This window comes from Pseudomonas sp. TWR1-1-4 (genome assembly GCF_049897165.1).
Classification (GTDB): Bacteria; Pseudomonadota; Gammaproteobacteria; order Pseudomonadales; family Pseudomonadaceae; genus Aquipseudomonas; species Aquipseudomonas canadensis.
In genome coordinates, this window is record NZ_JAFCVS010000003.1 from 538,846 (window position 1) to 560,951 (window position 22,106).

The window sequence follows — 22,106 nt, forward strand, 5'->3', positions numbered from 1 at the left end:
CCGGCAAGCCGGCTCCTACAGGTCTAACGCGGTCCCTTGTAAGAGCCGGCTTGCCGGCGATGCGCGAAGCGCAGGTGTTTATTTTTTCAGGTCTTCGGCACCCTGCAACGGTTCATCGCCCAGCAGCAAGTCCTTGTCGTGGCTGACCTGTTCTTCTTCGAACATGCGCCAGGTACGGTCGCCTTCCACACCCAACAACTCGACGAAGCGACGGCCTTCGACCTTGTCGGTGACCTGGCCGATGTAGCGACCGGGTTCGCTGTCGCTGCGGGCCAGGTTGATCTTGCGATCCTTCTCCGGCTGCGTCGGGGAAATCAGGTTCAATTCCAGGGTGGTCGGGTTGCTGTTGCCGGTGAGGTTCACTTCGACTTCACCGGTCAGTTCATCCAGGTGCACCTTGGCGCGCAGTTGCAGGGTCTGGGCCAGCAGTTCGCGGTCCAGGGAGCGGTTGATGCCTTTGCCGGCCTCGTAGTAGTTGTCGTTGACCAAGTTATCCGGGTTGTTCACCGCGATGGTCACCATGGACAGGGTCAACGTCACCGAACAGGCCAGGATCCCAATAATGATCCAGGGCCAGAGGTGCTTGTACCAGGGGCTTGCGGCAGTGGCTACGGACATTGTTCTGCTCTCTTCTAACGAACTTGTGGGCCGATGAATCGGCTCTTGGCTTCAATATGGACGCTGGCGTCATCGGCATCGGTGAGGATGAATTTCACCTCGTTGGTACTCGACGGCAACTGTTCTGGGGCACTCGAGAGCTCGACCGGCATGCTGACGATATCACCAGCAGCGACCTTGATTTCGCGGCGACCTTGCAGCTTGAGGTCTGGCAATCCGGACGCATCGAGCACGTAGGTGTGGTCGCGCTGGTCCTTGTTCATGATCTTCAGGCTGTAGACGTTTTCGATGCGGCCTTCGGCGTTTTCGCGATACAGCACACGGTCCTTGCTCACGTCGAAACCCACCAGCGAACGCATGAAGAATGCTGCCACCAACAGGCTGATCATCGCCAGCAGCACCAGTGCATAACCAATCAGGCGCGGGCGCAGCTTGTGGGTTTTCTGCCCTGACAGGTTGTGCTCGGTGGTGTAGCTGATCAGGCCGCGTGGGTAGTCCATCTTGTCCATGATGTTGTCGCAGGCGTCGATACAGGCGGCGCAGCCGATGCACTCGATCTGCAGGCCGTCGCGGATGTCGATACCGGTCGGGCACACCTGTACGCACATCGTGCAGTCGATGCAGTCCCCCAGGCCCTGGGCCTTGTAATCGATGCCTTTTTTGCGCGGGCCACGCAACTCTCCACGGCGCGGATCGTAGGAGACGATCAGGGTGTCCTTGTCGAACATCACGCTCTGGAAGCGTGCGTACGGGCACATGTAGATACACACCTGTTCGCGCAGCCAGCCGGCGTTGCCGTAGGTGGCGAGGGTGAAGAAACCGACCCAGAAATACGACCAGCCATCGGCCTGGCCCGTGAAGAAGTCGAACACCAGTTCGCGGATCGGTGAGAAGTAGCCGACAAAGGTCATGCCGGTGACAAAACCGATCAGCAGCCAGAGGGTGTGCTTACTGAACTTGCGCAGGAACTTGTTGGCGCCCATCGGCGCTTTGTCGAGTTTGATGCGCTGGTTGCGGTCGCCTTCGGTAACCTTTTCGCACCACATGAAGATCCACGTCCACACGCTTTGCGGGCAGGTATAGCCGCACCACACACGCCCGGCATACACGGTGATAAAGAACAGGCCAAATGCCGCGACGATAAGAATGCCCGAGAGCAGGATGAAATCCTGGGGCCAGAAGGTCGCGCCGAAAATAAAGAACTTACGCTCCGGCAGGTTCCACCACACGGCCTGGTGGCCACCCCAGTTCAGCCATACCGTGCCGAAGTAGAGCAGGAACAGTCCGGCACCGCCGAGCATGCGCAAATTGCGGAACAGGCCGGTGAAGGCGCGGGTGTAGATTTTCTCTCGCGAGGCGTAGAGGTCGACAGTTTTGGCAGGCGGGGTAACGTCATGTACCGGTATTTGGTTGCTCATCATTGCATCCCACGGCGGTGGAGATTTGCCTCGGCCAGTACGTGCCAACCGGGGTCAAATTAGGGGTGTTGCAGTGGCCTAATGATACGCCCCCGATGGTGTGCAAAGGGTGCGACCTTTGGTCGCGTTGGGGGAAATCAATTGATGGTGTACGTGATCTGGATCAATTGACTTGGTAAGTATGGACGGTTTTGGTGGGTAAGCAGGTCATTCGTCCCATGGATTGATCAGTGGAACGCCGCTGGCTTTGAAATCGCTGATGTTGCGCGTTACCACGGTCAGCCCGTGAACCAGAGCGGTAGCGGCGATCAGTGCATCACTTTCATTGGTCCGGTCAGGCACATGCAGATGTGCACAACGCAGGGCGACTGCGGTATCCACCGGCAGAATCCTGGAATCAAAAGCGGGCATTACATGGCGCTTCAGCCACGTTCTTAGCACCTTGCCTTGTGCCGGGTCTCGGCGCTCGATACGCAAGACCCCGGTCTCCAATTCTTTAAGCGTAATCGCAGAGATAAACATGCGTGGAGCGATGACACTTTTTGCCCATGCGACTACTTTTACGTCGGCGTGGGGTTTGCGAAGTTCAGAAATAACGTTGGTGTCGAGTAGATACATCAAGAGAGGTCCACAGGTCGATGAGTGATCACGGCGCGTTCGGTTTCGAAGTCGATATCGGCCGCTTCTGGCATCACTAGCAGATCAACGATGTCGGCATTGAGCCCTGTCAGTTTCTGGTAGTCCTCAATGCTTAGCAGTACATGGGCGGGCTTGCCGCGATCGGTGATAAAAACCGGCCCTTGGCGGGCGGCTTTTTTGGCACCACTTGTGTCTTGATTGAATTCGCGGCTGGAAATAGTCGTGATGGTCATGGGGTACTCCCCCTTAGTCAGGCTGGATGTAGTTACGTTACTACTTGGCTGTCAAAAACCGCAAGTATTAGGCTACAAGTGGTAGTGGGTTCCTGCTTACATAATCCCGAGAGCCAGAAAGAACAAAGCCCCGCCAGCTTTAGCTGCGCGGGGCTTTGATGTTTCAAGGGCTTACTGCTCTTCAGCCTTCTTATCCCCATGGGACAAGCTGTACACATACGCCGCCAGCAAATGCACCTTGTCATTGCCTTGCAGTTGTTCCTGCGCTGGCATCTGGCCCTGACGGCCCCAACGGATGGTCTGTTGCAGTTGCGCGAAGCTCGAACCGTAGATGAACGCACCTGGGTGGGTCAGGTCAGGCGCACCCATGGCAGGGGTGCCTTTGCCGGCCGGGCCGTGGCAGGCCACGCAGTTGGCGGCGAAGAGTTTCTCGCCGTTGGCCACATCGGCTTTCACGCCTTCGGGCAGCTTGCGGCCGTCAAGGTTGGTGACCACGAACGCGGCCACATCGCTGACGCCTTGTTCCTTGAGGATATCCAGCCAGGCCGGCATCACCGCATGGCGGCCCTTCATGATGGTTTCCTTGATGGTGGCTGGCTCGCCACCCCAGCGCCAGTCGGCGTCGGTCAGGTTGGGGAAGCCATAGGCGCCTTTGGCGTCGGAACCGTGGCACACCGAGCAGTTGGAGGCGAACAGGCGGCCGCCCATCTTCAAGGCTTGCGGGTCCTTGGCCACTTCCTCAATCGGCATCGACGCGAATTTGGCGAAGATCGGGCCGAACTTGGCATCCGACTTGGCCATTTCCTTTTCCCATTCGTGTACGCCTGTCCAGCCGGTCTGGCCGTTGGCGAAGGGGGTTTGTTTGTCGGTGTCGAGGTAGTTGTAGCCCGGCAGCAGGCCCTTCCAGTTACCCAGGCCGGGGTACAGCGCCAGGTAGCCGAGGGCGAAGATGATGGTGCCGACGAACAGCATGAACCACCATTTCGGCAATGGGTTGTCGTACTCCTCAATGCCGTCGAACGAGTGGCCGACGGTCTCGTCGGTTTGCTCGGCGCGCTGGCCCTTGCGGGTCGACAGCAGCAGCCAGGTCAGGGCGAAGATGGTACCCAGACTGAGGACTGTGACGTACAGACTCCAGAACGTAGTCATTCTTTGTTACTCCTAGAAGCTTGCTCGACGTGCTTGATGGCTTCGGGATCATCCGCAAAAGGCAGCAAGGTCGCGTCTTCAAACTCCGACTTGCGCTTGGGGCTGAACACCCACAACGCCAGGCCGATAAAGGCCACCATCACTACAACGGTGCCCAGGCCACGAATCATCCCGATATCCATGAAGAGTCACCGTTTGCTTTTGATGATGGTGCCCAGGCCTTGCAGGTAGGCCACCAATGCGTCCATTTCGGTCTTGCCCTTCACGGCTGCGGCTGCACCGGCGATGTCTTCGTCGGTGTAGGGCACGCCCAGGGTGCGCAAGACTTCCATCTTCTTCGCGGTGTCCTTGCCGTCGAGCTTGTTTTCCACGAGGAACGGATACGCCGGCATTTTCGACTCAGGCACCACGTTGCGCGGGTTGTACAAGTGCGCACGCTGCCAGTCATCGGAGTAACGTCCGCCGACACGGGCCAGGTCCGGGCCGGTACGCTTGGAACCCCACAGGAACGGGTGGTCCCACACGCTTTCGCCGGCGACCGAATAGTGGCCGTAGCGTTCGGTTTCGGCGCGGAACGGACGGATCATCTGCGAGTGGCAGCCGACACAACCGTTGGCGATGTAGACGTCGCGGCCTTCCAGTTCAAGCGCGGTGCGCGGCTTCATGCCCTCGACCGGCTTGTTGGTCACGTCCTGGAAGAACAGCGGAACGATCTGGGTCAGGCCGCCGATACTCACGGCGATGACCATGAAGAAGGCCAGCAGGCCGATATTCTTCTCGACTACTTCATGCTTCATCAGTGGGCTCCCACAACGGCGATCTTGGCGGCGGCTTCGGCTTCGGCAGGGTCCGAGGCACGCACGGTGCGCCAGACGTTGTAGGCCATGAACAGCATGCCGGCGGCAAAGAACGCACCGCCCAGGGCGCGGACGATGTAGCCCGGGTGGCTGGCTTGCAGCGCTTCGACGAAGGAGTAGGTGAGGGTGCCGTCATCGTTGATCGCACGCCACATCAGGCCCTGGGTGATGCCGTTGACCCACATCGAGGCGATGTAGAGCACGGTGCCGATGGTGGCCAGCCAGAAGTGGGTGTTGATCAGTGCGACGCTGTGCATCTGCACGCGGCCGAACAGTCGGGGGATCATGTGGTAGATCGCACCGATGGAAATCATCGCCACCCAGCCGAGAGCGCCGGCGTGTACGTGGCCGATGGTCCAGTCGGTGTAGTGGGACAGCGAGTTGACGGTCTTGATCGCCATCATCGGCCCTTCGAAGGTCGACATGCCGTAGAACGCCAGCGATACCACCAAAAAGCGCAGGATCGGGTCGGTGCGCAATTTATGCCAGGCGCCCGACAGGGTCATCATGCCGTTGATCATGCCGCCCCAGCTCGGGGCCAGCAGGATGATCGACATCGCCATGCCCAGCGACTGCGCCCAATCCGGCAGCGCGGTGTAGTGCAAATGGTGCGGACCGGCCCAGATGTACAGGGTGATCAGCGCCCAGAAGTGCACGATGGACAAACGGTACGAGTAAATAGGACGTTCGGCCTGTTTCGGCACGAAGTAGTACATCATCCCCAGGAAACCGGTGGTCAGGAAGAAACCCACAGCGTTGTGGCCGTACCACCATTGGATCATCGCATCCGTGGCCCCGGCGTAGGCCGAGTATGACTTGAACAGGTTCACCGGCAACGATGCATGGTTGACGATGTGCAGCATCGCCGTCACCAGGATGAACGCGCCGTAGAACCAGTTGCCCACGTAGATGTGCTTGGTCTTGCGCTTGACGATGGTGCCGAAGAACACCACGGCATAGGTCACCCACACGATGGCGAGCAAAATGGCGATCGGCCATTCCAGCTCGGCGTATTCCTTGGTGGTGGTGTACCCCAGCGGCAGGGTGACGATGGCGCTCACGATCACCGCTTGCCATCCCCAGAAGGTGAAGGCCGCGAGGCTGTCGGAGATCAGTCGCGTCTGGCAGGTTCGCTGCACGACATAGTAGGAGGTGGCAAACAATGCACATCCGCCGAAGGCGAAGATCACCAGGTTGGTGTGCAGCGGGCGCAGGCGGCCAAAGGTCGTCCATGGCAAACCGAAATTCAATTCCGGCCAAACCAGTTGCGAGGCGATGAACACCCCGAGCCCCATGCCAAGGATCCCCCAGACCACCGTCATGATGGCGAACTGGCGGACTACCTTATAGTTATAAGCAGTCGGACTGATTGCTGTGCTCATTCTAAGGTTCCACGGTTTAGGTTTTTTATAGGTAAAATCGGCCGCAAGTATGTAGAAAGCGAGGGGCCATTGCAACGCAATGGCTGACCTGTATCAATGCGTTCCACGCCAGATTCTGCGCCCTTTCCATGTTTCGCGTAGGGACAAAATCAGAAATCGAAAGCTGATCGAGTGGACAGGAAAATTTTGGGGTCGCAACGAATGTCGTTGCGTACGCCAGGATCGGTCCGCTGTGGGAACAAGCGTAGACCCGAAAGTGAGGGGGGGAAAGGTGTGCTTTGGAAGGGTGCGACACTTGGTCGCGCAGCTAGGTTGAGCTGCCGCCCCAGAGTGGGGCAGCAGCTCAGAGGCTACTCAGGTTGGCTGTCTGGCGTTGCACCATCAGCGGTGTGGGACAAGCTGTAAACATAGGCCGCCAACAAGTGCACCTTGTCATTGCCCTGCAGCACTTCCTGCGCGGGCATCTGGCCCTGGCGGCCATGGCGGATAGTCTGCTGCAACTGCGCAAGGCTGGTGCCGTAGATATAGCCGGCCGGTTTGGTCAGGTCGGGCGCGCCCATGGCTTCCATGCCGTGGCCTTCCGGACCGTGGCAGGCGACACAGGTAGTGCTGAACGCCGCCTGGCCTGCTGCCAGGTCTGCGGTGCTGTTGGCCGGCAAGGGCAGCTTGGCCACGTCGTGACGAACATAGGCCGCGACGTTTTTCACGCCTTCATCGCCAAGCATGTCACCCCACGCCGGCATCGCCGCGTGGCGGCCGTTCAGGATGGTGGTCTTGATCGCTTCGGCCGAGCCGCCCCAGCGCCAGATGTTGTCCGCCAGGTTCGGGAAGCCAAACGCGCCCTTGGCATCCGATCCGTGGCACACCGCGCAGTTGGAGGCAAACAGGCGACCGCCCATTTTCAGCGCCTGCGGGTCTTTGGCGACTTCTTCTACGGGCATGGCCGAGAATTTGGCGAAGATCGGCCCGAACTTGGCGTCGGCCTTGGCCATTTCCTTGTCCCATTCCTTGGTCTGGGTCCAGCCGTCTTCATAGCCCGGCAACACGCCTTTCCAGTTGCCCAGGCCCGGGTAGAGGATCAAATAGCCGACCGCAAACACCAGGGTGCCGGCGAACAGCATGAACCACCATTGGGGCAGCGGGTTGTCGTATTCCTCGATACCGTCGAAGGCGTGGCCCATGGTCTGGTCGACGCTGCCCTTGGTCTCGCCCTTGCGGGTGCCAATCAACAGCCAGGTCAGGCCGATCAGGCTGCCGAGTGTCAGTACGCAGATCCATGTACTCCAGAATAGGGTCATGGCCGAGTGCTCCTTATTGCAGGCTCTTCTTGAGCGTCGGATGGAGAAGGTTCATCGGCAAAGGGCAGCAGGCGGGCCTGCTCGAATTCCGCATTGCGCCGGTTGTTGAACACCCACAGCGACAGGCCGATAAAGGCGATGGCGACCACCAGCGTGCCAAGGCCGCGGATGGTGCCCGCATCGAATTCAAATCCCATGGCTCACCTCTTGCTCTTGATGGCAGTGCCGAGCACTTGCAGGTACGAGACCAGCGCGTCCATCTCGGTCTTGCCCTTGAGGCTGGCGACGGCGCCACTGATGTCGTCGTCGGTGTATGGCACGCCGAGGGTGCGCATCACTTTCAACTTGGTCTCGGTGTGGCTGCTGTCGACGGCGGCGGTGACCAGCCACGGGTAGGCCGGCATTTTCGACTCGGGCACCACGTTGCGCGGGTTGTACAAGTGCGCGCGGTGCCAGTCGTCCGAGTAGCGCGCGCCAACGCGGGCCAGGTCCGGGCCGGTACGCTTGGAGCCCCACAGGAACGGGTGGTCCCATACGCTTTCGCCGGCGACCGAGTAGTGGCCGTAGCGTTCGGTCTCGGCGCGGAACGGGCGGATCATCTGCGAGTGGCACTGTACGCAGCCTTCGCGGATGTAGATGTCACGGCCTTCCAGTTGCAGCGCGGTGTAGGGCTTCATGCCTTCCACCGGCTTGTTGGTCACGTCCTGGAAGAACAGCGGGACGATCTGGGTCAGGCCGCCGATGCTCACGGCGAGCACCATGAGCAACATCAGCAGGCCGACGTTCTTTTCAATCGTTTCGTGTTTCATCATCGACTCCTCAGGCCATCTGCGCGGCAGCGGTGACTTCGGCAGGTTGCGCCGAACGCACGGTGCGCCAAGTGTTGTAAGCCATCAGGAACATGCCGCTGAGGAAGATGGCGCCGCCCACCAGCCGCACGATGAAGCCTGGATGGCTGGCCACCAGGGTTTCGACGAAGGAGTAGGTCAAGGTGCCGTCTTCGTTGACCGCACGCCACATCAGGCCCTGGGCGATGCCGTTGACCCACATCGAGGCGATGTAGAGCACGGTGCCGATGGTGGCCAGCCAGAAATGCGCGTTGATCAGGCCGAGGCTGTACATCTGCTCGCGACCAAAGATTTTCGGGATCATGTGGTACAGCGCGCCGATGGAGATCATCGCCACCCAGCCGAGGGCGCCGGCGTGCACGTGGCCGATGGTCCAGTCGGTGTAGTGGGAGAGGGCGTTGACGGTCTTGATCGCCATCATCGGGCCTTCGAACGTCGACATGCCGTAGAACGCCAGCGACACCACCAGGAAGCGCAGGATCGGGTCGCTGCGCAACTTATGCCAGGCGCCCGACAAGGTCATCATGCCGTTGATCATGCCGCCCCAGCTCGGAGCCAGCAGGACCAGCGACATCACCATGCCCAGGGACTGTGCCCAGTCCGGCAGCGCGGTGTAGTGCAAGTGGTGCGGGCCGGCCCAGATGTACAGGGTGATCAGTGCCCAAAAGTGCACGATGGACAAGCGATACGAATACACCGGACGCTCGGCCTGCTTGGGCACGAAGTAGTACATCATCCCCAGGAAGCCGGCGGTGAGGAAAAAGCCTACCGCGTTGTGGCCATACCACCACTGCACCATGGCATCCGTCGCACCGCCGTAGAGGGAGTAGGACTTGGTCAGGCTGACCGGAATTTCCAGGTTGTTGACGATATGCAGGATGGCCACGGTGATGATGAACGCACCGAAGAACCAGTTACCGACGTAGATGTGCTTGGTGTTGCGCTTCATCACCGTGCCGAAGAACACGATGGCGTAGGCCACCCAGACGATGGTGATGAGGATGTCGATCGGCCATTCCAGCTCGGCGTATTCCTTGGAACTGGTGTAGCCCAGCGGCAAGGAGATCGCGGCCAACAGGATGACCAACTGCCAGCCCCAGAAGCAGAACGCGGCGATCTTCGGCGCGAACAGCTGTGTCTGGCAGGTGCGTTGCACCGAGTAGAAGGAGCTGGCGAACAGCGCACAGCCGCCGAAGGCGAAGATTACCGCGTTGGTGTGCAACGGGCGCAGGCGGCCGAAGCTGGTCCACGGCAAGTCGAAGTTGAGTGCAGGCCAGACCAATTGGGCTGCGAGAAAAACCCCGAGCCCCATGCCGACGATGCCCCACACCACCGTCATAATGGCGAATTGGCGGACCACCTTGTAGTTATAGGCGGTACTTAATGTAGTGTTCATGGTTCCCCATCCACGGTTCAACCCAAGCAAATGCGGCACTTGGGCTGGAGTTATAGGCAGACTAAAAAGCGAGGCAAGCATGGGCAAAGAGCACAAGGCCAGTATTGACGGGGATCAATGGGCGCAGTGTGTACAGGAACGCGGCTGGTTGTGGGATGTCGCGTCGAACGTTGCCGGACCTGAACCTGTGACGCTGATCCTGGCCCACGGCGCCGGTGCACCGATGGACTCATCCTTCATGAACGACATAGCTGCACGCCTTGCCGGGCATGGCGTCAACGTGTTGCGCTTCGAGTTTCCCTACATGGCCCAGCGCCGTGTGGACGGCGGCAAACGCCCGCCGAACCCGGCGCCGAAACTGCTGGACGCCTGGCGCGAGGTGGTGGCCGAGGTGCGACGTCATGTCGCTGGGAGGCTGGCCATTGGCGGCAAGTCCATGGGTGGGCGCATGGCCAGTTTGCTGGCGGATGAGTTGGCTGCCGATGGGCTGGTGTGCCTGGGCTATCCGTTCTATGCGGTGGGCAAACCGGCGAAACCACGAACTGAACATCTGGCCGAGTTGAAGACGCCGACCTTGATTGTGCAAGGCGAGCGGGATGCGCTGGGCAATCGGGCGGCGGTGGAGGGGTATGACTTGTCGCCGAGCATCGAGGTGATGTGGCTGGTGGCAGGGGATCATGACTTGAAGCCGTTGAAGGCTTCGGGGTTCAGTCATGAGCAGCATTTGGAGGCTGCGGCGGTGAACGTCGCCAGGTTTATTGGCGCCTGTTAGGGCTCTATCGCCGGCAAGCCGGCTCCTACAGGGGATTGCGTAACCTGTAGGAGCCGGCTTGCGGGCGATAGCGATTTACCGGTTAAAGCGCTCAACCAGCGAATACTGGGTATTCGCGGTGTGCGTCAGCTCTTCACTCAACTGCGCCGAGTTCAACGCCTGCTCTGACGTCTGGTCCGCCAACAGCGCAATGGTGCTGATATTGCGGCTGATCTCTTCGGCCACCGAGCTTTGCTCTTCAGTTGCCGCCGCGATCTGCGTGGTCATGTCGGTAATATGCGCCACCGCCTCACTGATGCCCACCAACGCCTGATCCGCCTCCATCACCCGCGCCACGCCTTCTTCGGCCTGGCGATGCCCTGCGTCCATGGTTTGCACGGCGGCGCTGGCGGTTTGCTGCAGCTTGGCAATCAGGGCGTGAATCTGCCCAGTGGATTCGGCGGTACGTTGCGCCAGTTGACGGACTTCGTCCGCGACCACCGCAAAACCACGACCCATTTCACCGGCACGCGCCGCTTCAATGGCCGCGTTCAGTGCCAGCAGGTTGGTCTGGTCGGCAATGCCCTTGATCACGTCGACTACGCCGCCGATCTCATCACTGTCCTTGGCCAGTTGGGTCACGGTCACGCCGGTCTCACCCACTGCAACAGACAGACGCTGAATCGCCTCGCGGGTTTCCCCGGCGATATCGCGGCCGCGACCGGTCAGGCGGTTAGCCTCTTGGGTCGCATCAGCGGTGCGCTGCACGTGGCTGGCGACTTCCTGGGTGGTGGCCGCCATCTGGTTGACGGCGGTCGCCACTTGCTCGGTCTCGACGCGCTGGCGTTCCAGGCCGCTGGAGCTGTTATGCGCCAGGGTGTTGGACTGCGCGGCTTGGTCGTTGAGGTGTTCGGCGGTGTCCTGCAAACGCGTAAGGCAGGTCTTCAGACGTGCCTCCTGGCTGAGGATCGACATTTCCAGGCGCGCCTGGGCGCCACGGCTGTCGGTGTACATCTGCGCGATCAGCGGGTCAGAGGTGGTCTGCTCGGCCAGGCGCAGCAAGCGCTTGAGGCCGCGCTGTTGCCAGCTCAGGCCCAGCAGGCCCAACGGCACCGACAGCCCCGCCGCCAAGGCAAAGCCCCATTGGGAGGTGAGGGTGGCGCCGATCATAAAGCTCAACTGGCTCACCAGGATAAACGGCAGCCAGTCCTGCAACACGGGCAGCCACTTGTCCCGCTGCGGGATCGCCGACTTGCCTTGGTTGATGCGGTGGTAGAGCGCTTCGGCACGGCGGATCTGCTCGGCGGTAGGCTTGATGCGCACCGATTCGTAGCCGACCACCTGGTTGCCTTCGAAAACCGGCGTCACGTAGGCGTTAACCCAATAGTGATCCCCGGTCTTGCAGCGATTCTTGACAATGCCCATCCATGGCAAGCCTTGTTTGAGCGTGGACCACATGTGTGCGAACACCGCCGCCGGTACGTCCGGGTGACGGACCAGGTTGTGCGGGGCACGCACCAGTTCGTCACGGGAGAACCCACTGATCTCGACGAAGGCGTCGTTGCAGTAGGTGATAACGCCTTTGGCATCTGTGGTGGAGATCAACCGTTGCTGAGCGGGGAAGGTACGTTCGCGCTGGGTAACGGGTTGGTTATTACGCATGGTTGTTCAATCCGCAAGGCTTTCAGGGGTTATCGGCAGCAGTAGGCCATTGTTGAGGGCGATTTTTCGAGAGGCGACACGCCAAGGGCTGGCGCGCAAAAGCGACAGTATCTGCCAAGGCTCTAGGTCAAGGGAGTGGAAGATTTTAGGCGAGATTTCGCTGAGCTTAAGAAATCTCATACAGAAAAGTGACAAGTTTTGCCTGAAGCACCCTTTTCCTTGAGATGAATAATGGCCGTGCCGACAGGAATATTCCGCCTTTTCCTAGACATAAATGACCGTTTGATAAAGAATGCACGGGACATTTTGTAAGAAAAATACCGTATTTTTCCCCCCAAAACGCCTCCGGCGTTTTGACTTTTTATAGCTGGAAGACTCTACGTCACTTTTCTTTCGAGCATGCTGCATCGAGGGTGCGAGGGCTGCAGCACAACTGTAGTGGCAATGCGTAAAGGAGTACAAAGTGACACTTGTTCCAGTCATTATCTGTGGCGGTTCGGGCAGCCGCCTCTGGCCGGTTTCACGTTCTGCGCATCCCAAACCGTTTATCGAATTGCCAGATGGTGGCAATTTGATTCGGAAAACATATAGCCGTGCCTTGGCGTTGGACGCGGTGAGTGAAGTATTGACGATTACTAACCGTGATCTCTACTTCAAGACGCTTGATGAATATGGTGCTCAGGCGCCTCAATTCACGAACTTGAGTTTTGTCCTGGAACCGTTCGGGCGTAATACAGCAGCAGCAGTAGCATTGGCTGCCCTGGAAGTTGCACGCACGCATGGGCAAGATGCCATCATGCTGGTACTGCCAGCCGACCACTTGATCGATAATCAGGCAGCCTTCGCCACCGCTGTTTCAAGTGCGTGCGAGCTGGCCAAAGATGGCTGGCTGGTCACGTTTGGTGTGAAGCCTGAGTATCCGGAAACCGGTTATGGCTATATCCAGAAAGATAGCGACAGCCCCTTGGGTAGCGGTTTCAAGGTCAAGCGTTTCGTAGAGAAACCGGACCTCGAAACTGCCCAGGGTTATCTGGCGTCGGGTGAGTACTTCTGGAACTCCGGTATGTTCTGCTTCCGCGCCGGAACGTTAATTGAACAAATGGCAGTGTGTGCACCGGACGTGTCCAGTGCCGTGGAGCTGTGCCTGGCGGGTTCTGGCACGATGACCGGCAGCAGTCATCGCAGCCTGCATCTGGAGCCCGAAAGCTTTGCCAACGTGCCTGATATCTCCATCGACTTCGCGCTAATGGAGCGTTCAAGCAAAGTGGCGACGGTGCCTTGTGACATTGGTTGGAGTGATATTGGCTCGTGGAATGCCATGAGCGAGTTGTCTGCGGCGGATGAGCAGGGCAACCGTGTCGAGGGTGAAGCCATTTTTCACGACGCGAGCAACAACTACGTACGCAGTCAGCGCCGCTTGGCTGCCCTGGTAGGTGTTGAGGACCTCATCATTGTCGATACGCCGGATGCCCTATTGGTTGCGCACAAAGATCATGCGCAGGACATCAAGGCGATCACGGCGCAATTGAAGAAAAATGGTCACCAATCACACTTGGACCACACCACAGTAAGTCGACCCTGGGGCGCTTACACCACGCTGGAAGAAGGGCTGCGGTTCAAGATCAAACGTATTGTCGTCAAGCCACAAGGGTCGTTGTCGCTGCAAATGCATCACCACCGTAGTGAACACTGGATTGTGGTGAGTGGTATGGCGCGTGTGGTTAACAATGATCGTGAGTTCTTGTTGAACACCAATGAATCGACCTTTATTCCTGCCGGGCACACCCATCGCTTGGAGAACCCAGGTGTTATCGATCTGGTATTGATCGAAGTGCAGAGTGGCGACTACCTGGGGGAGAACGACATCGTCAGGTTTCAAGACATTTATGGCAGGGCCGGAGGATGAACAGCGCGCCTGCTTGGGGAAGCGCTAAGGGTTGATCGTCGGTGCATGACGGGCGAGTCCGCAGTTTAGTGGTGCAATAAGTCAGGCATAGGCCTGGCTTTTTTCAGGAGTCAGCGATGTTGGGGTTGTTTAGAAGCCTTTGGGAGTACCGGGGTTTCGTCTGGTCATCCATTCGGAATGAGTTTGTTGCCCGTTTTGCCCGTAGCCGATTGGGTGGGCTGTGGATGATCATTAACCCGCTGGCGCAGGTGGCGATCTACGCGCTGGTGTTGTCCAACGTGTTGGCGGCGAAACTGCCCGGGATCGACAATAAGTATGCGTATGCACTTTATTTGATGGCCGGGATGCTGGCGTGGAGTTTGTTTTCCGAAATTATCAATCGTTGCCTGACCTTGTTTATCGATCAAGGCAACTTGATGAAGAAAATGCGTTTTCCGCGTATCACGTTGCCGGTGATTGTTGTCGGATCCTGTTTGCTCAACTACGTGTTGCTGTTTCTCGCTTTGCTGTTGGTTTTTGCATTGCTTGATCAGTTTCCAGGCCCTCAGATGTTCTGGATTATTCCATTGACGGCTACGGTCACAGCGTTGGCCGTTGGGATTGGCTTGATTCTGGGCGTTTTGAATGTGTTTGTGCGTGATATCGGCCAAGTCGTTCCTATTTTGATGCAGGTGTGGTTCTGGTTTACGCCCATTGTTTATCCCGTCACTATTATTCCTGAGCAATTCAAGAACGTAATGGACTTGAACCCGATGTTTCCGATAGTCAGTGCGTTTCACGACATTTTGGTATACGCCAAAACACCGGATCTGCAGGACGTTATGCTCACGGCACTGATCTCCCTGGGTTTAATGTTGCTCGGCTTGTTCATGTTTCGGCGCGCCGCTCCGGAAATGGTGGACGTATTATGAGCCTGCTGTCTGTTAAGAATCTGGGTAAGGCTTATCGTGTTTATGCGTCGGAGTTTCAGCGGATAGGCCGCTGGTTCGGTTTGCCCACGCGTCCCTCTGAAGAGCATTGGGTACTCAAGCACATCAACTTTTCCATCGAGCCTGGAGAAGCGATAGGGATCGTCGGCCAAAATGGTGCAGGTAAGTCGACCCTTCTTAAAATGATTACCGGCACGTTGCAGCCTACTGAGGGCACGGTAACGGTGAATGGACGAATTGCGGCCATTCTTGAGTTGGGCATGGGGTTCAGCCCTGAATTGACCGGCCGGCAAAATGTTTACCACGCCGCCGGGCTTATGGGTTTCAGCGCTGATCAGATTCACGAGGTAATCGATGACATCGAGGCATTTGCCGAAATTGGCGAATACTTCAATGAGCCGGTGCGTACTTATTCAAGTGGTATGCAGATGCGTGTCGCGTTTGCAGTGGCGACCGCGATTCGGCCCGAAATCCTCATCGTCGACGAAGCGTTGTCGGTGGGTGACAGTTACTTCCAGCATAAAAGCTTTGATCGGATTCGCGAATTTCAGCAACAGGGTACGACCTTGCTGATTGTTTCCCATGATCGTGGCTCGATCCAGGCCCTGTGTGATCGTGCGATTCTTCTCGAAAGCGGGACCGTCATCAAAGATGGCAAGCCTGAAGAAGTGATGGATTTCTACAACGCAATTATCGCCGAGAAAGAAAACGCTACCGTAAGCGTGCGGCAATTAGAGGATGGGAGTATCCAGACTCGCTCCGGGAGTGGTGAAGCCACTATCGAGTCGGTTTCCTTGCACGATGCAGCGGGACAGATGGTGGAGTATGTGCCGGTGGGCGAGCCGGTTACATTGCGTATCAAAACGCAGATCAACGTGGATATTCCTGAGTTGGTGGTCGGCTACCTCATTAAGGACCGCCTGGGCCAGCCCGTCTTTGGCACCAATACACATCACCTTGACTGTAAGCTGACTGATCTGTCAGCAGGTGAAAGCCCGGAGTACCGTTTTGACTTTTCTGCCAACCTTGGCGTGGGGTCTTACTCGGTAGCAGTGGCGCTGCATACCGCTGATACACACCTTGCCCGAAGCTACGAGTGGCTTGACCTGGCGATGGTGTTCAATATCGTGAATATCTCCAAAGATGAGTTTGTCGGGTTGGCCTGGATGCCGCCAAGTGTGGAGTGTGTGAGATGACCGTCCCTTTTTATCGCGCATTTGAGGATCGTCACAGGGGCTCTCGTGAGTTGATTGCTCAACGGCTTCAGGTTTACATGGCCTTTCTTGAGCCTTTGAAGAACCTATATCAGGATCTCGATGCACTGGACCTGGGCTGTGGTCGCGGAGAGTGGCTTGAACTGCTGGTCCAAAATGGCTTCGCGCCTTCAGGCGTAGACCTGGACAGTGGAATGCTAGAGGCATGCCAGTCTCGAGGTTTGCCTGCCGAGCAGGGGGATGCGCTGTCGGCGTTGCGAAGCCTGCCTGACGCCTGCAAGGTCGTTGTCTCCGGGTTTCATATCGCGGAACACATCCCGTTTGCCGATTTGAAGGTGCTGGTCGCTGAGGCATTGCGTGTTTTGCGCCCGGGAGGGCTGCTGGTTCTGGAAACGCCCAATGCGGAAAACCTGATGGTGGGCACCCAGAACTTCTACCTGGACCCGACACACGAGCGCCCGATTCCACACTTGCTGCTCAGCTTTTTGACCGAGTACACAGGTTTTGCTCGGTCCAAATTGCTCCGCCTGCAAGAGTCTGCGTCGCTGGTAGAGGGCTCCGCGGTTGATCTGATGAGCGTTCTCGGAGGCGTAAGCCCCGATTATGCGATCGTCGCTCAAAAAGCCGCCGAACCTGAGCAGTTGGAGCATTTTAACCCTGCGTTCGAGCGTGATTACGGGTTAGCGCTGGATACCCTTGCCAAGCGTTACGACGACCAGGCGGAAAAGCGCAGCCACAAGCTGGAGGTCCATACGGATCTGCTGCATCGTAATCTGACGCAGATCAGCACCCACGTTGAACATACTGAGCGGCATAGCAAGCATCTGGAAGCCTCGGTGCGTGAATTGCTGGGGCGCAATGCGAATGCCGAAGCTCGGCTTGATGGATTGGAAGCGGGCTCGAATCAGTTGCGCCACCAATTGCAGGACTTGAGCATTCGTAGTCGGTTGGCCGATGACCGCTATGAGCAAAGCGAGCGCATGGGGCGCGAGTTGAGCAGCCGTGCCAGCGAGGCGGAGGCGCGTTTGAGTGCCGCGCAAGCCATCAACGAGCTGCTTCAGACGCAACTGCTTTCAGAAAAGAATCAAGTGCTGCAATTGCAGACTCAGTCTGACTCTCTCAAAAGCGCCTTGGGGGAGCATGCTGACCGTAACAGGTCGTTGGAAGCAGAGCTGGCTGAACTCGAAGCGGCGTTTCAGGCGATAGCGCTGGAACAACTCGCCCCGCAACAGGAGGACCTGGCCCGTCGGATGCAACAGCTTGCCGATGCTCAGGATCGAGAGGAGTTGCTTGAAGCCCAGATTGACACGTTCAAACATGAAGCAACCAAGGCTGAGACTCACATAAGGCTGCTGGAAACCTCCTATTTCCAGGCCAGTGAACAAATCGAGCAGTTGCAACAAAGTCTGGCGCATGCCGAGGAAGAGGTCAGAAAGGCGCATGGCCAGACTGAGGTTGAATCCCTGAATGCCCGGATCAATGAGCTCAAGGCAGAGGCTGAACAGCTCAACAATCGTTTGAACGAATCCCTTGGAAATGCCCATCACTGGTGGGAGCGCGCCACGCATCTTGGGGACCGTTTGAATGAGTCCCTTGGCAACGCCCATCACTGGTGGGAGCGTGCGACAGCTCACGAAACGCGACTTGAGCAGGTGTTAAGCAGCAGTTCCTGGCGGATCACATCGCCACTGAGGGCACTGGTTCGGGCATTCAAATGGTTGATACGTCTACCGCTTCGTATCGCGCGCAGACTATTGAGGCCTGTCCTGGCCACTTCCATCAATATGGTGCTCAAGCGCCCCGGCTTACGCCAGCGTCTGGCCAGGGGAGTTCGCAGTGTGTCTCCAGCCTTGTTCAATCATCTTGAACGGTTCGCGCGGCATCGTGGCATTTTGTCCACGGGCACTGCGCATTCGCATGTGACAGGAGCTGCGCCGATCACCTCGACGCCCGTGGCTCACCTCAGCGTCGGTGCGCCGCGTCATGACGAGAGTCCGGAGGAGTCGGTCTCAAGTATGACGCCGGGCGCGCGTCGCATTTATACAGAAATGAAGAAAGCTTCAATGAACAAGGAAATTCATTAATGCGTATTGTCATCGACCTGCAGGGGGCGCAGGCCGAAAATCGCCATCGTGGCATCGGTCGATATGCACTTTCCGTAGCGCAGGCGATTGTCAGAAATCGTTCAGACCATGAAGTGCTTCTGGTCCTGAACGGCAGTTTCCCTGAAACGATCGAGCCTGTCCGTGCGGCCTTTGAAGGCCTGTTGCCGCAGGCTAACATCCACGTATGGCAGGCTGTCGGGCCGTTGAGCCATATTGATTCAACCAACAGTTGGCGTCGTAAATCCGCGGAGCTGGTGCGCGAGGCCTTCATCGCTCAACTTGACCCGTCGATCGTGCTGGTGACCAGTGTGTTCGAGGGGTTGGTCGATGACGCGGTGACGAGTGTCGGGACGTTGAGTCGAGCGATACCTACCGCAGCCATTCTTTACGATTTGATTCCTTTGATTCGGCGCAGCCCCTATCTCGATAACCCGGCCGTGGCCGCCTGGTACGAAAACAAGCTGGATCATCTTCGTCGCTGCGATTTGCTGTTGGCAATATCGGGGTCATCGCGAAATGAAGGTATTGATCATCTAGGGTTTGCCAAAAGTAGCATCACTAACATATCCACGGCCGTGGACGACGTCTTTAGGGTGACGCCACTGACGGACGATGAACGGGGTGACGTACAAAGTCGCCACGGTATCGTGCGTGATTTCATTATGTACACGGGTGGCATTGACTATCGGAAAAATATCGAGGGTTTGATCCGGGCCTATGCAAAGTTGCCTGTGGCGTTGCGACGAGCCCACCAGTTGGCTGTTGTCTGTTCCATCCAGCCTGCTGATCGTGAGCGCCTGCTCGCGTTGGCCAAGGCGCAGGGACTGGGCAAGGATGAACTGGTTCTGACCGGCTTCGTCTCAGAACACGACCTTGTTGCTCTTTATAACGGTTGCAAGGTGTTTGTTTTTCCATCTTTTCACGAGGGTTTTGGTCTTCCCGCGCTGGAGGCGATGGCCTGTGGACGCGCAGTGATTGCTGCCAATACTTCCAGCTTGCCTGAGGTCGTCGGGTTTCCTGAAGCCCTGTTTGACCCGTTCGACGATCGTTCGATAACGCAAAAACTGGAACAGGTCCTGACGGATGACACCTTTCGCACCCAGCTTGAGCGCCATAGCCTTGAGCAGGCAAAAACGTTTTCCTGGGATGCCAGTGCACTGGCCGCAATAGCGGCGCTGGAGGCCTACTACGCCCAGCACGTGGATGAACGATCCGCCAAGGCGGTCAGGCGCCCGCGCCTTGCATTTGTCTCTCCACTCCCTTCAGAGCGTAGCGGCATCAGTGACTACAGTGCGGAGCTTTTGCCCGAGCTGGCACGCCATTATGCAATTGAAGTCGTCGTCGCTCAGGACACCATCACCACTCCGTGGATTACCGCGAATTGCCCTGTGCGTTCCGTCGAATGGTTCAGGCAGCATGGAAGAGCGTTTGACCGGGTTATCTATCATTTTGGTAACTCGTCATTCCACGAGCACATGTTCTCGCTCCTGGAGCATATTCCCGGTGTGGTTGTGCTTCACGACTTCTTTGTCTCCGGTATCGTTGCGCATAAAGAGTGCCATGGCGCGGTTCCGAATTTCTGGTCCCAGGCGCTGTACTCCGGGCATGGCTACCACGCACTTCGTCAGCGTTTTCATGCCAAGGACACGGCCGACGTGGTGTGGGCGTACCCGTGCAACTATGACGTGCTGCGCAACGCCGAAGGCATCATCGTTCATTCGAATGACGCTTGCAGGTTGTCCCGCAAGTGGTATGGCCTCGAAGTGGGCGGCGAGTGGTCATGTATCCCGCTGCTGCGTACACCCTATTTTCCTACCCCGCAGAGTCGAAAGGTTGCACGTTCGACGCTAGGGCTTTCTGATAATGCCTTTGTTGTCTGCAGCTTCGGGCTGCTCGGCCCAAGCAAGCTGAATCACCGATTACTCAATGCCTGGGTCAACTCGGCCCTGGCCCGTGATGAAAACTGTGTGCTCGTTTTTGTGGGCGACTTGGCTGCGGGCGATTACGCGCGGGAACTGCAAGCAATCATCAAGAAAAGTGGTTCTCGCGCACGCATCAAAATTACTGGCTGGGCTGACGCCGGAGTTTTCGAACAGTACCTGGCGGCAGCCGATATCGGTGTGCAACTGCGTACCCTGTCTCGCGGTGAGACCTCTGCTGCGGTTCTAGATTGCATGAACTACGGCCTGGCAACCATCGTCAACTCTCACGGCAGCATGGCTGACCTCCCTGAGGAGTGCATCTGGCGGATGGACGATGAGTTCACCGACAGCCAGTTGGTCGAGGCCCTTGAGACGCTGTGGGGTGATGATCAGGCGCGCCGGGAGTTGGGTGACCGCGCGCAGTTGTCGATTCGCCAGCAGCATTCACCGCGGGCCTGTGCCGAGCAGTATTTCGAGGCCATCGAGCATTTTCACAACCGCGCATCGACGTCCATACCGGCGTTGGTCGAGGCGATCGCCCAGTTGGATGCGCCCGGCAATGGTGCTGAACTGATCGAGTTGGCGAGCGCCATCGATAGCTCGATGCCGGCTCGGTTCTCTCATCGACAATTGCTGGTCGATGTTTCGGAGCTGGTTCAGCGCGATGCCCGCAGCGGTATCCAGCGTGTAGTGCGTAGCATCCTGCGAGAGTGGTTGCTGAATCCGCCGGACGGGTACCGAGTTGAGCCGGTCTATGCGACGACTACCTCGCGCGGGTATCGTTACGCCCGGCAGTTCACCCTTGGTTTTCTGGAGTGCCCGTCAACGGTGTTGGCCGATGAACCCATCACCTACCGAGCCGGTGACGTGTTTGTGGGGCTGGATTTTCAACCGGAAGTTGTTCCCGCGCAGGCGGCTTGTTATGAAGCTATGCGCCGCAGCGGGGTGGGCGTGCACTTTGTTGTCTACGACCTGTTGCTGCTTGAATTGGCGCAGTACTTCCCTGAAGGTGCCGGTGCGTTGTTGGAGCGGTGGCTTGCAGTGGTAGCCCGTTCCGATGGCGCTGTGTGCATCTCCGGGGCGGTACGCGATCGATTGGCTGAGTGGCTGGAGCACAGCGGCGGCAAGCGTGAACGGCCCTTCAAGCTGGATTGGTTTCACTTGGGCGCTGATATCCAACAGTCTGTTCCCTCGACAGGTTTGCCTGCGCAGAGTCAGGGTGTCCTTGAGCGCCTGCGGGCGATGCCGGGATTCTTGATGGTGGGTACGGTTGAGCCGCGTAAAGGGCATTCGTTGATTTTGAGTGCTTTTGAGTTGCTATGGGCCAAGGGCAACGACGTCGTGCTGGTCATCGTCGGCAAGCAAGGCTGGATGGTTGAAGCACTTGTGGACAGAATACGAGCGCATCCAGAGCTTGGTAAGCGCCTGCTTTGGCTGGAGGGTATCAGTGATGAATACCTGGAAGCGGTTTACCGTTCGGTGAAGTGCTTGATCGCCGCTTCTGAAGGAGAGGGGTTCGGGCTGCCGTTGATTGAAGCGGCCCAGCATGATTTACCGATTATTGCTCGTGACCTTGCTGTTTTTCGTGAAGTCGCCCAAGGGCATGCGTTTTACTTCAGTGGAAAACAGCCAGAGACGGTGGCGCAGTCTCTGAGTGAATGGTTGAAATTGTTTGAAGAAGGCGCGCACCCGGTTTCCAAGGATATGCCTTGGCTGACCTGGGAGCAAAGCGCTCAACAATTAAAGTGCTCACTGTTTAAGTGATTTGTTTTTTACCAA

At 57.9% G+C, this 22,106-nt stretch carries 19 protein-coding genes; 6 read left to right on the top strand and 13 right to left on the bottom strand.

All coding sequences use genetic code 11. From position 1 onward, the window contains the following. Positions 1 to 78 precede the first annotated feature (78 nt). The 12 genes from ACP7C6_RS10895 to ccoN (ACP7C6_RS10950) form a co-directional block, all read right to left on the bottom strand. Positions 79 to 618, bottom strand: a complete 540-nt coding sequence (locus tag ACP7C6_RS10895) for a FixH family protein (RefSeq protein ID WP_015885303.1) — start codon at positions 616 to 618, stop codon at positions 79 to 81. A gap of 14 nt (positions 619 to 632) precedes the next feature. Further along, positions 633 to 2,036: a cytochrome c oxidase accessory protein CcoG gene (gene ccoG / locus ACP7C6_RS10900; protein WP_122726600.1), complete on the bottom strand. Its 1,404-nt coding sequence runs from the start codon at positions 2,034 to 2,036 to the stop codon at positions 633 to 635. A 207-nt stretch (positions 2,037 to 2,243) separates the two neighbouring features. Beyond that, entirely contained in the window at positions 2,244 to 2,654 is a 411-nt protein-coding gene (locus ACP7C6_RS10905) for a type II toxin-antitoxin system VapC family toxin (RefSeq protein WP_426108694.1), read from the bottom strand. Beyond that, positions 2,654 to 2,908, bottom strand: a complete 255-nt coding sequence (locus ACP7C6_RS10910; RefSeq protein WP_010208555.1) for a type II toxin-antitoxin system Phd/YefM family antitoxin — start codon at positions 2,906 to 2,908, stop codon at positions 2,654 to 2,656. Before ACP7C6_RS10910 ends, ACP7C6_RS10905 begins: the two co-directional genes overlap by 1 nt. A gap of 171 nt (positions 2,909 to 3,079) precedes the next feature. Then, positions 3,080 to 4,057, bottom strand: a complete 978-nt coding sequence (gene ccoP, locus ACP7C6_RS10915) for a cytochrome-c oxidase, cbb3-type subunit III (RefSeq protein WP_028617469.1) — start codon at positions 4,055 to 4,057, stop codon at positions 3,080 to 3,082. Beyond that, complete coding sequence (locus ACP7C6_RS10920; protein WP_003175465.1) at positions 4,054 to 4,239, bottom strand: CcoQ/FixQ family Cbb3-type cytochrome c oxidase assembly chaperone; 186 nt, start codon at positions 4,237 to 4,239, stop codon at positions 4,054 to 4,056. The genes ccoP (ACP7C6_RS10915) and ACP7C6_RS10920 overlap by 4 nt, the downstream gene beginning before the upstream one ends. A 6-nt stretch (positions 4,240 to 4,245) precedes the next feature. Beyond that, positions 4,246 to 4,854, bottom strand: coding sequence for a cytochrome-c oxidase, cbb3-type subunit II (gene ccoO / locus ACP7C6_RS10925; protein ID WP_003193167.1), 609 nt, complete (start codon positions 4,852 to 4,854; stop codon positions 4,246 to 4,248). Beyond that, the gene (ccoN, locus tag ACP7C6_RS10930) at positions 4,854 to 6,296 is read right to left on the bottom strand and encodes a cytochrome-c oxidase, cbb3-type subunit I (RefSeq protein WP_028617468.1); all 1,443 of its coding nucleotides are present in this window, start codon (positions 6,294 to 6,296) and stop codon (positions 4,854 to 4,856) included. Before ccoN (ACP7C6_RS10930) ends, ccoO (ACP7C6_RS10925) begins: the two co-directional genes overlap by 1 nt. Before the next feature lie 350 nt (positions 6,297 to 6,646). Next, positions 6,647 to 7,594 carry a cytochrome-c oxidase, cbb3-type subunit III gene (gene ccoP / locus ACP7C6_RS10935; RefSeq protein ID WP_028617467.1) on the bottom strand — a complete coding sequence of 316 codons (948 nt, stop codon included), beginning with the start codon at positions 7,592 to 7,594 and terminating at the stop codon, positions 6,647 to 6,649. Continuing rightward, a complete protein-coding gene (locus tag ACP7C6_RS10940) occupies positions 7,591 to 7,791 on the bottom strand; it encodes a cbb3-type cytochrome oxidase subunit 3 (protein WP_010208563.1) in 201 nt (66 codons plus the stop codon). Before ACP7C6_RS10940 ends, ccoP (ACP7C6_RS10935) begins: the two co-directional genes overlap by 4 nt. A 3-nt stretch (positions 7,792 to 7,794) precedes the next feature. Beyond that, positions 7,795 to 8,403 (bottom strand): cytochrome-c oxidase, cbb3-type subunit II, encoded by a 609-nt coding sequence (ccoO, locus tag ACP7C6_RS10945; protein WP_017735321.1) that lies wholly within the window; start codon positions 8,401 to 8,403, stop codon positions 7,795 to 7,797. A 10-nt stretch (positions 8,404 to 8,413) separates the two neighbouring features. After that, positions 8,414 to 9,838, bottom strand: a complete 1,425-nt coding sequence (gene ccoN, locus ACP7C6_RS10950; RefSeq protein WP_099493583.1) for a cytochrome-c oxidase, cbb3-type subunit I — start codon at positions 9,836 to 9,838, stop codon at positions 8,414 to 8,416. Positions 9,839 to 9,917: 79 nt separating this feature from the next. Here ccoN (ACP7C6_RS10950) and ACP7C6_RS10955 point away from each other — a divergent pair, with 79 nt between their 5' ends. After that, positions 9,918 to 10,610, top strand: coding sequence for an alpha/beta family hydrolase (locus ACP7C6_RS10955; RefSeq protein ID WP_426108695.1), 693 nt, complete (start codon positions 9,918 to 9,920; stop codon positions 10,608 to 10,610). Between the two features lie 75 nt (positions 10,611 to 10,685). Here the strand turns inward: ACP7C6_RS10955 and ACP7C6_RS10960 are convergent, their stop codons facing one another. Then, positions 10,686 to 12,251 (bottom strand): methyl-accepting chemotaxis protein, encoded by a 1,566-nt coding sequence (locus tag ACP7C6_RS10960; protein ID WP_028617464.1) that lies wholly within the window; start codon positions 12,249 to 12,251, stop codon positions 10,686 to 10,688. Positions 12,252 to 12,714: 463 nt separating this feature from the next. Between ACP7C6_RS10960 and ACP7C6_RS10965 the strand changes: the two genes are divergently transcribed. From ACP7C6_RS10965 to ACP7C6_RS10985, 5 genes are all read left to right on the top strand, one after another. Further along, the gene (locus ACP7C6_RS10965) at positions 12,715 to 14,157 is read left to right on the top strand and encodes a mannose-1-phosphate guanylyltransferase/mannose-6-phosphate isomerase (RefSeq protein WP_028617463.1); all 1,443 of its coding nucleotides are present in this window, start codon (positions 12,715 to 12,717) and stop codon (positions 14,155 to 14,157) included. A 116-nt stretch (positions 14,158 to 14,273) separates the two neighbouring features. Continuing rightward, the gene (locus tag ACP7C6_RS10970; protein WP_122687283.1) at positions 14,274 to 15,068 is read left to right on the top strand and encodes an ABC transporter permease; all 795 of its coding nucleotides are present in this window, start codon (positions 14,274 to 14,276) and stop codon (positions 15,066 to 15,068) included. Beyond that, positions 15,065 to 16,282 (top strand): ABC transporter ATP-binding protein, encoded by a 1,218-nt coding sequence (locus tag ACP7C6_RS10975; RefSeq protein ID WP_311893367.1) that lies wholly within the window; start codon positions 15,065 to 15,067, stop codon positions 16,280 to 16,282. Before ACP7C6_RS10970 ends, ACP7C6_RS10975 begins: the two co-directional genes overlap by 4 nt. Beyond that, entirely contained in the window at positions 16,279 to 18,384 is a 2,106-nt protein-coding gene (locus ACP7C6_RS10980; RefSeq protein WP_426108696.1) for a methyltransferase domain-containing protein, read from the top strand. Before ACP7C6_RS10975 ends, ACP7C6_RS10980 begins: the two co-directional genes overlap by 4 nt. Further along, positions 18,384 to 22,091, top strand: coding sequence for a glycosyltransferase (locus ACP7C6_RS10985; protein WP_426108697.1), 3,708 nt, complete (start codon positions 18,384 to 18,386; stop codon positions 22,089 to 22,091). Before ACP7C6_RS10980 ends, ACP7C6_RS10985 begins: the two co-directional genes overlap by 1 nt. The last annotated feature ends 15 nt before the right edge of the window (positions 22,092 to 22,106 follow it).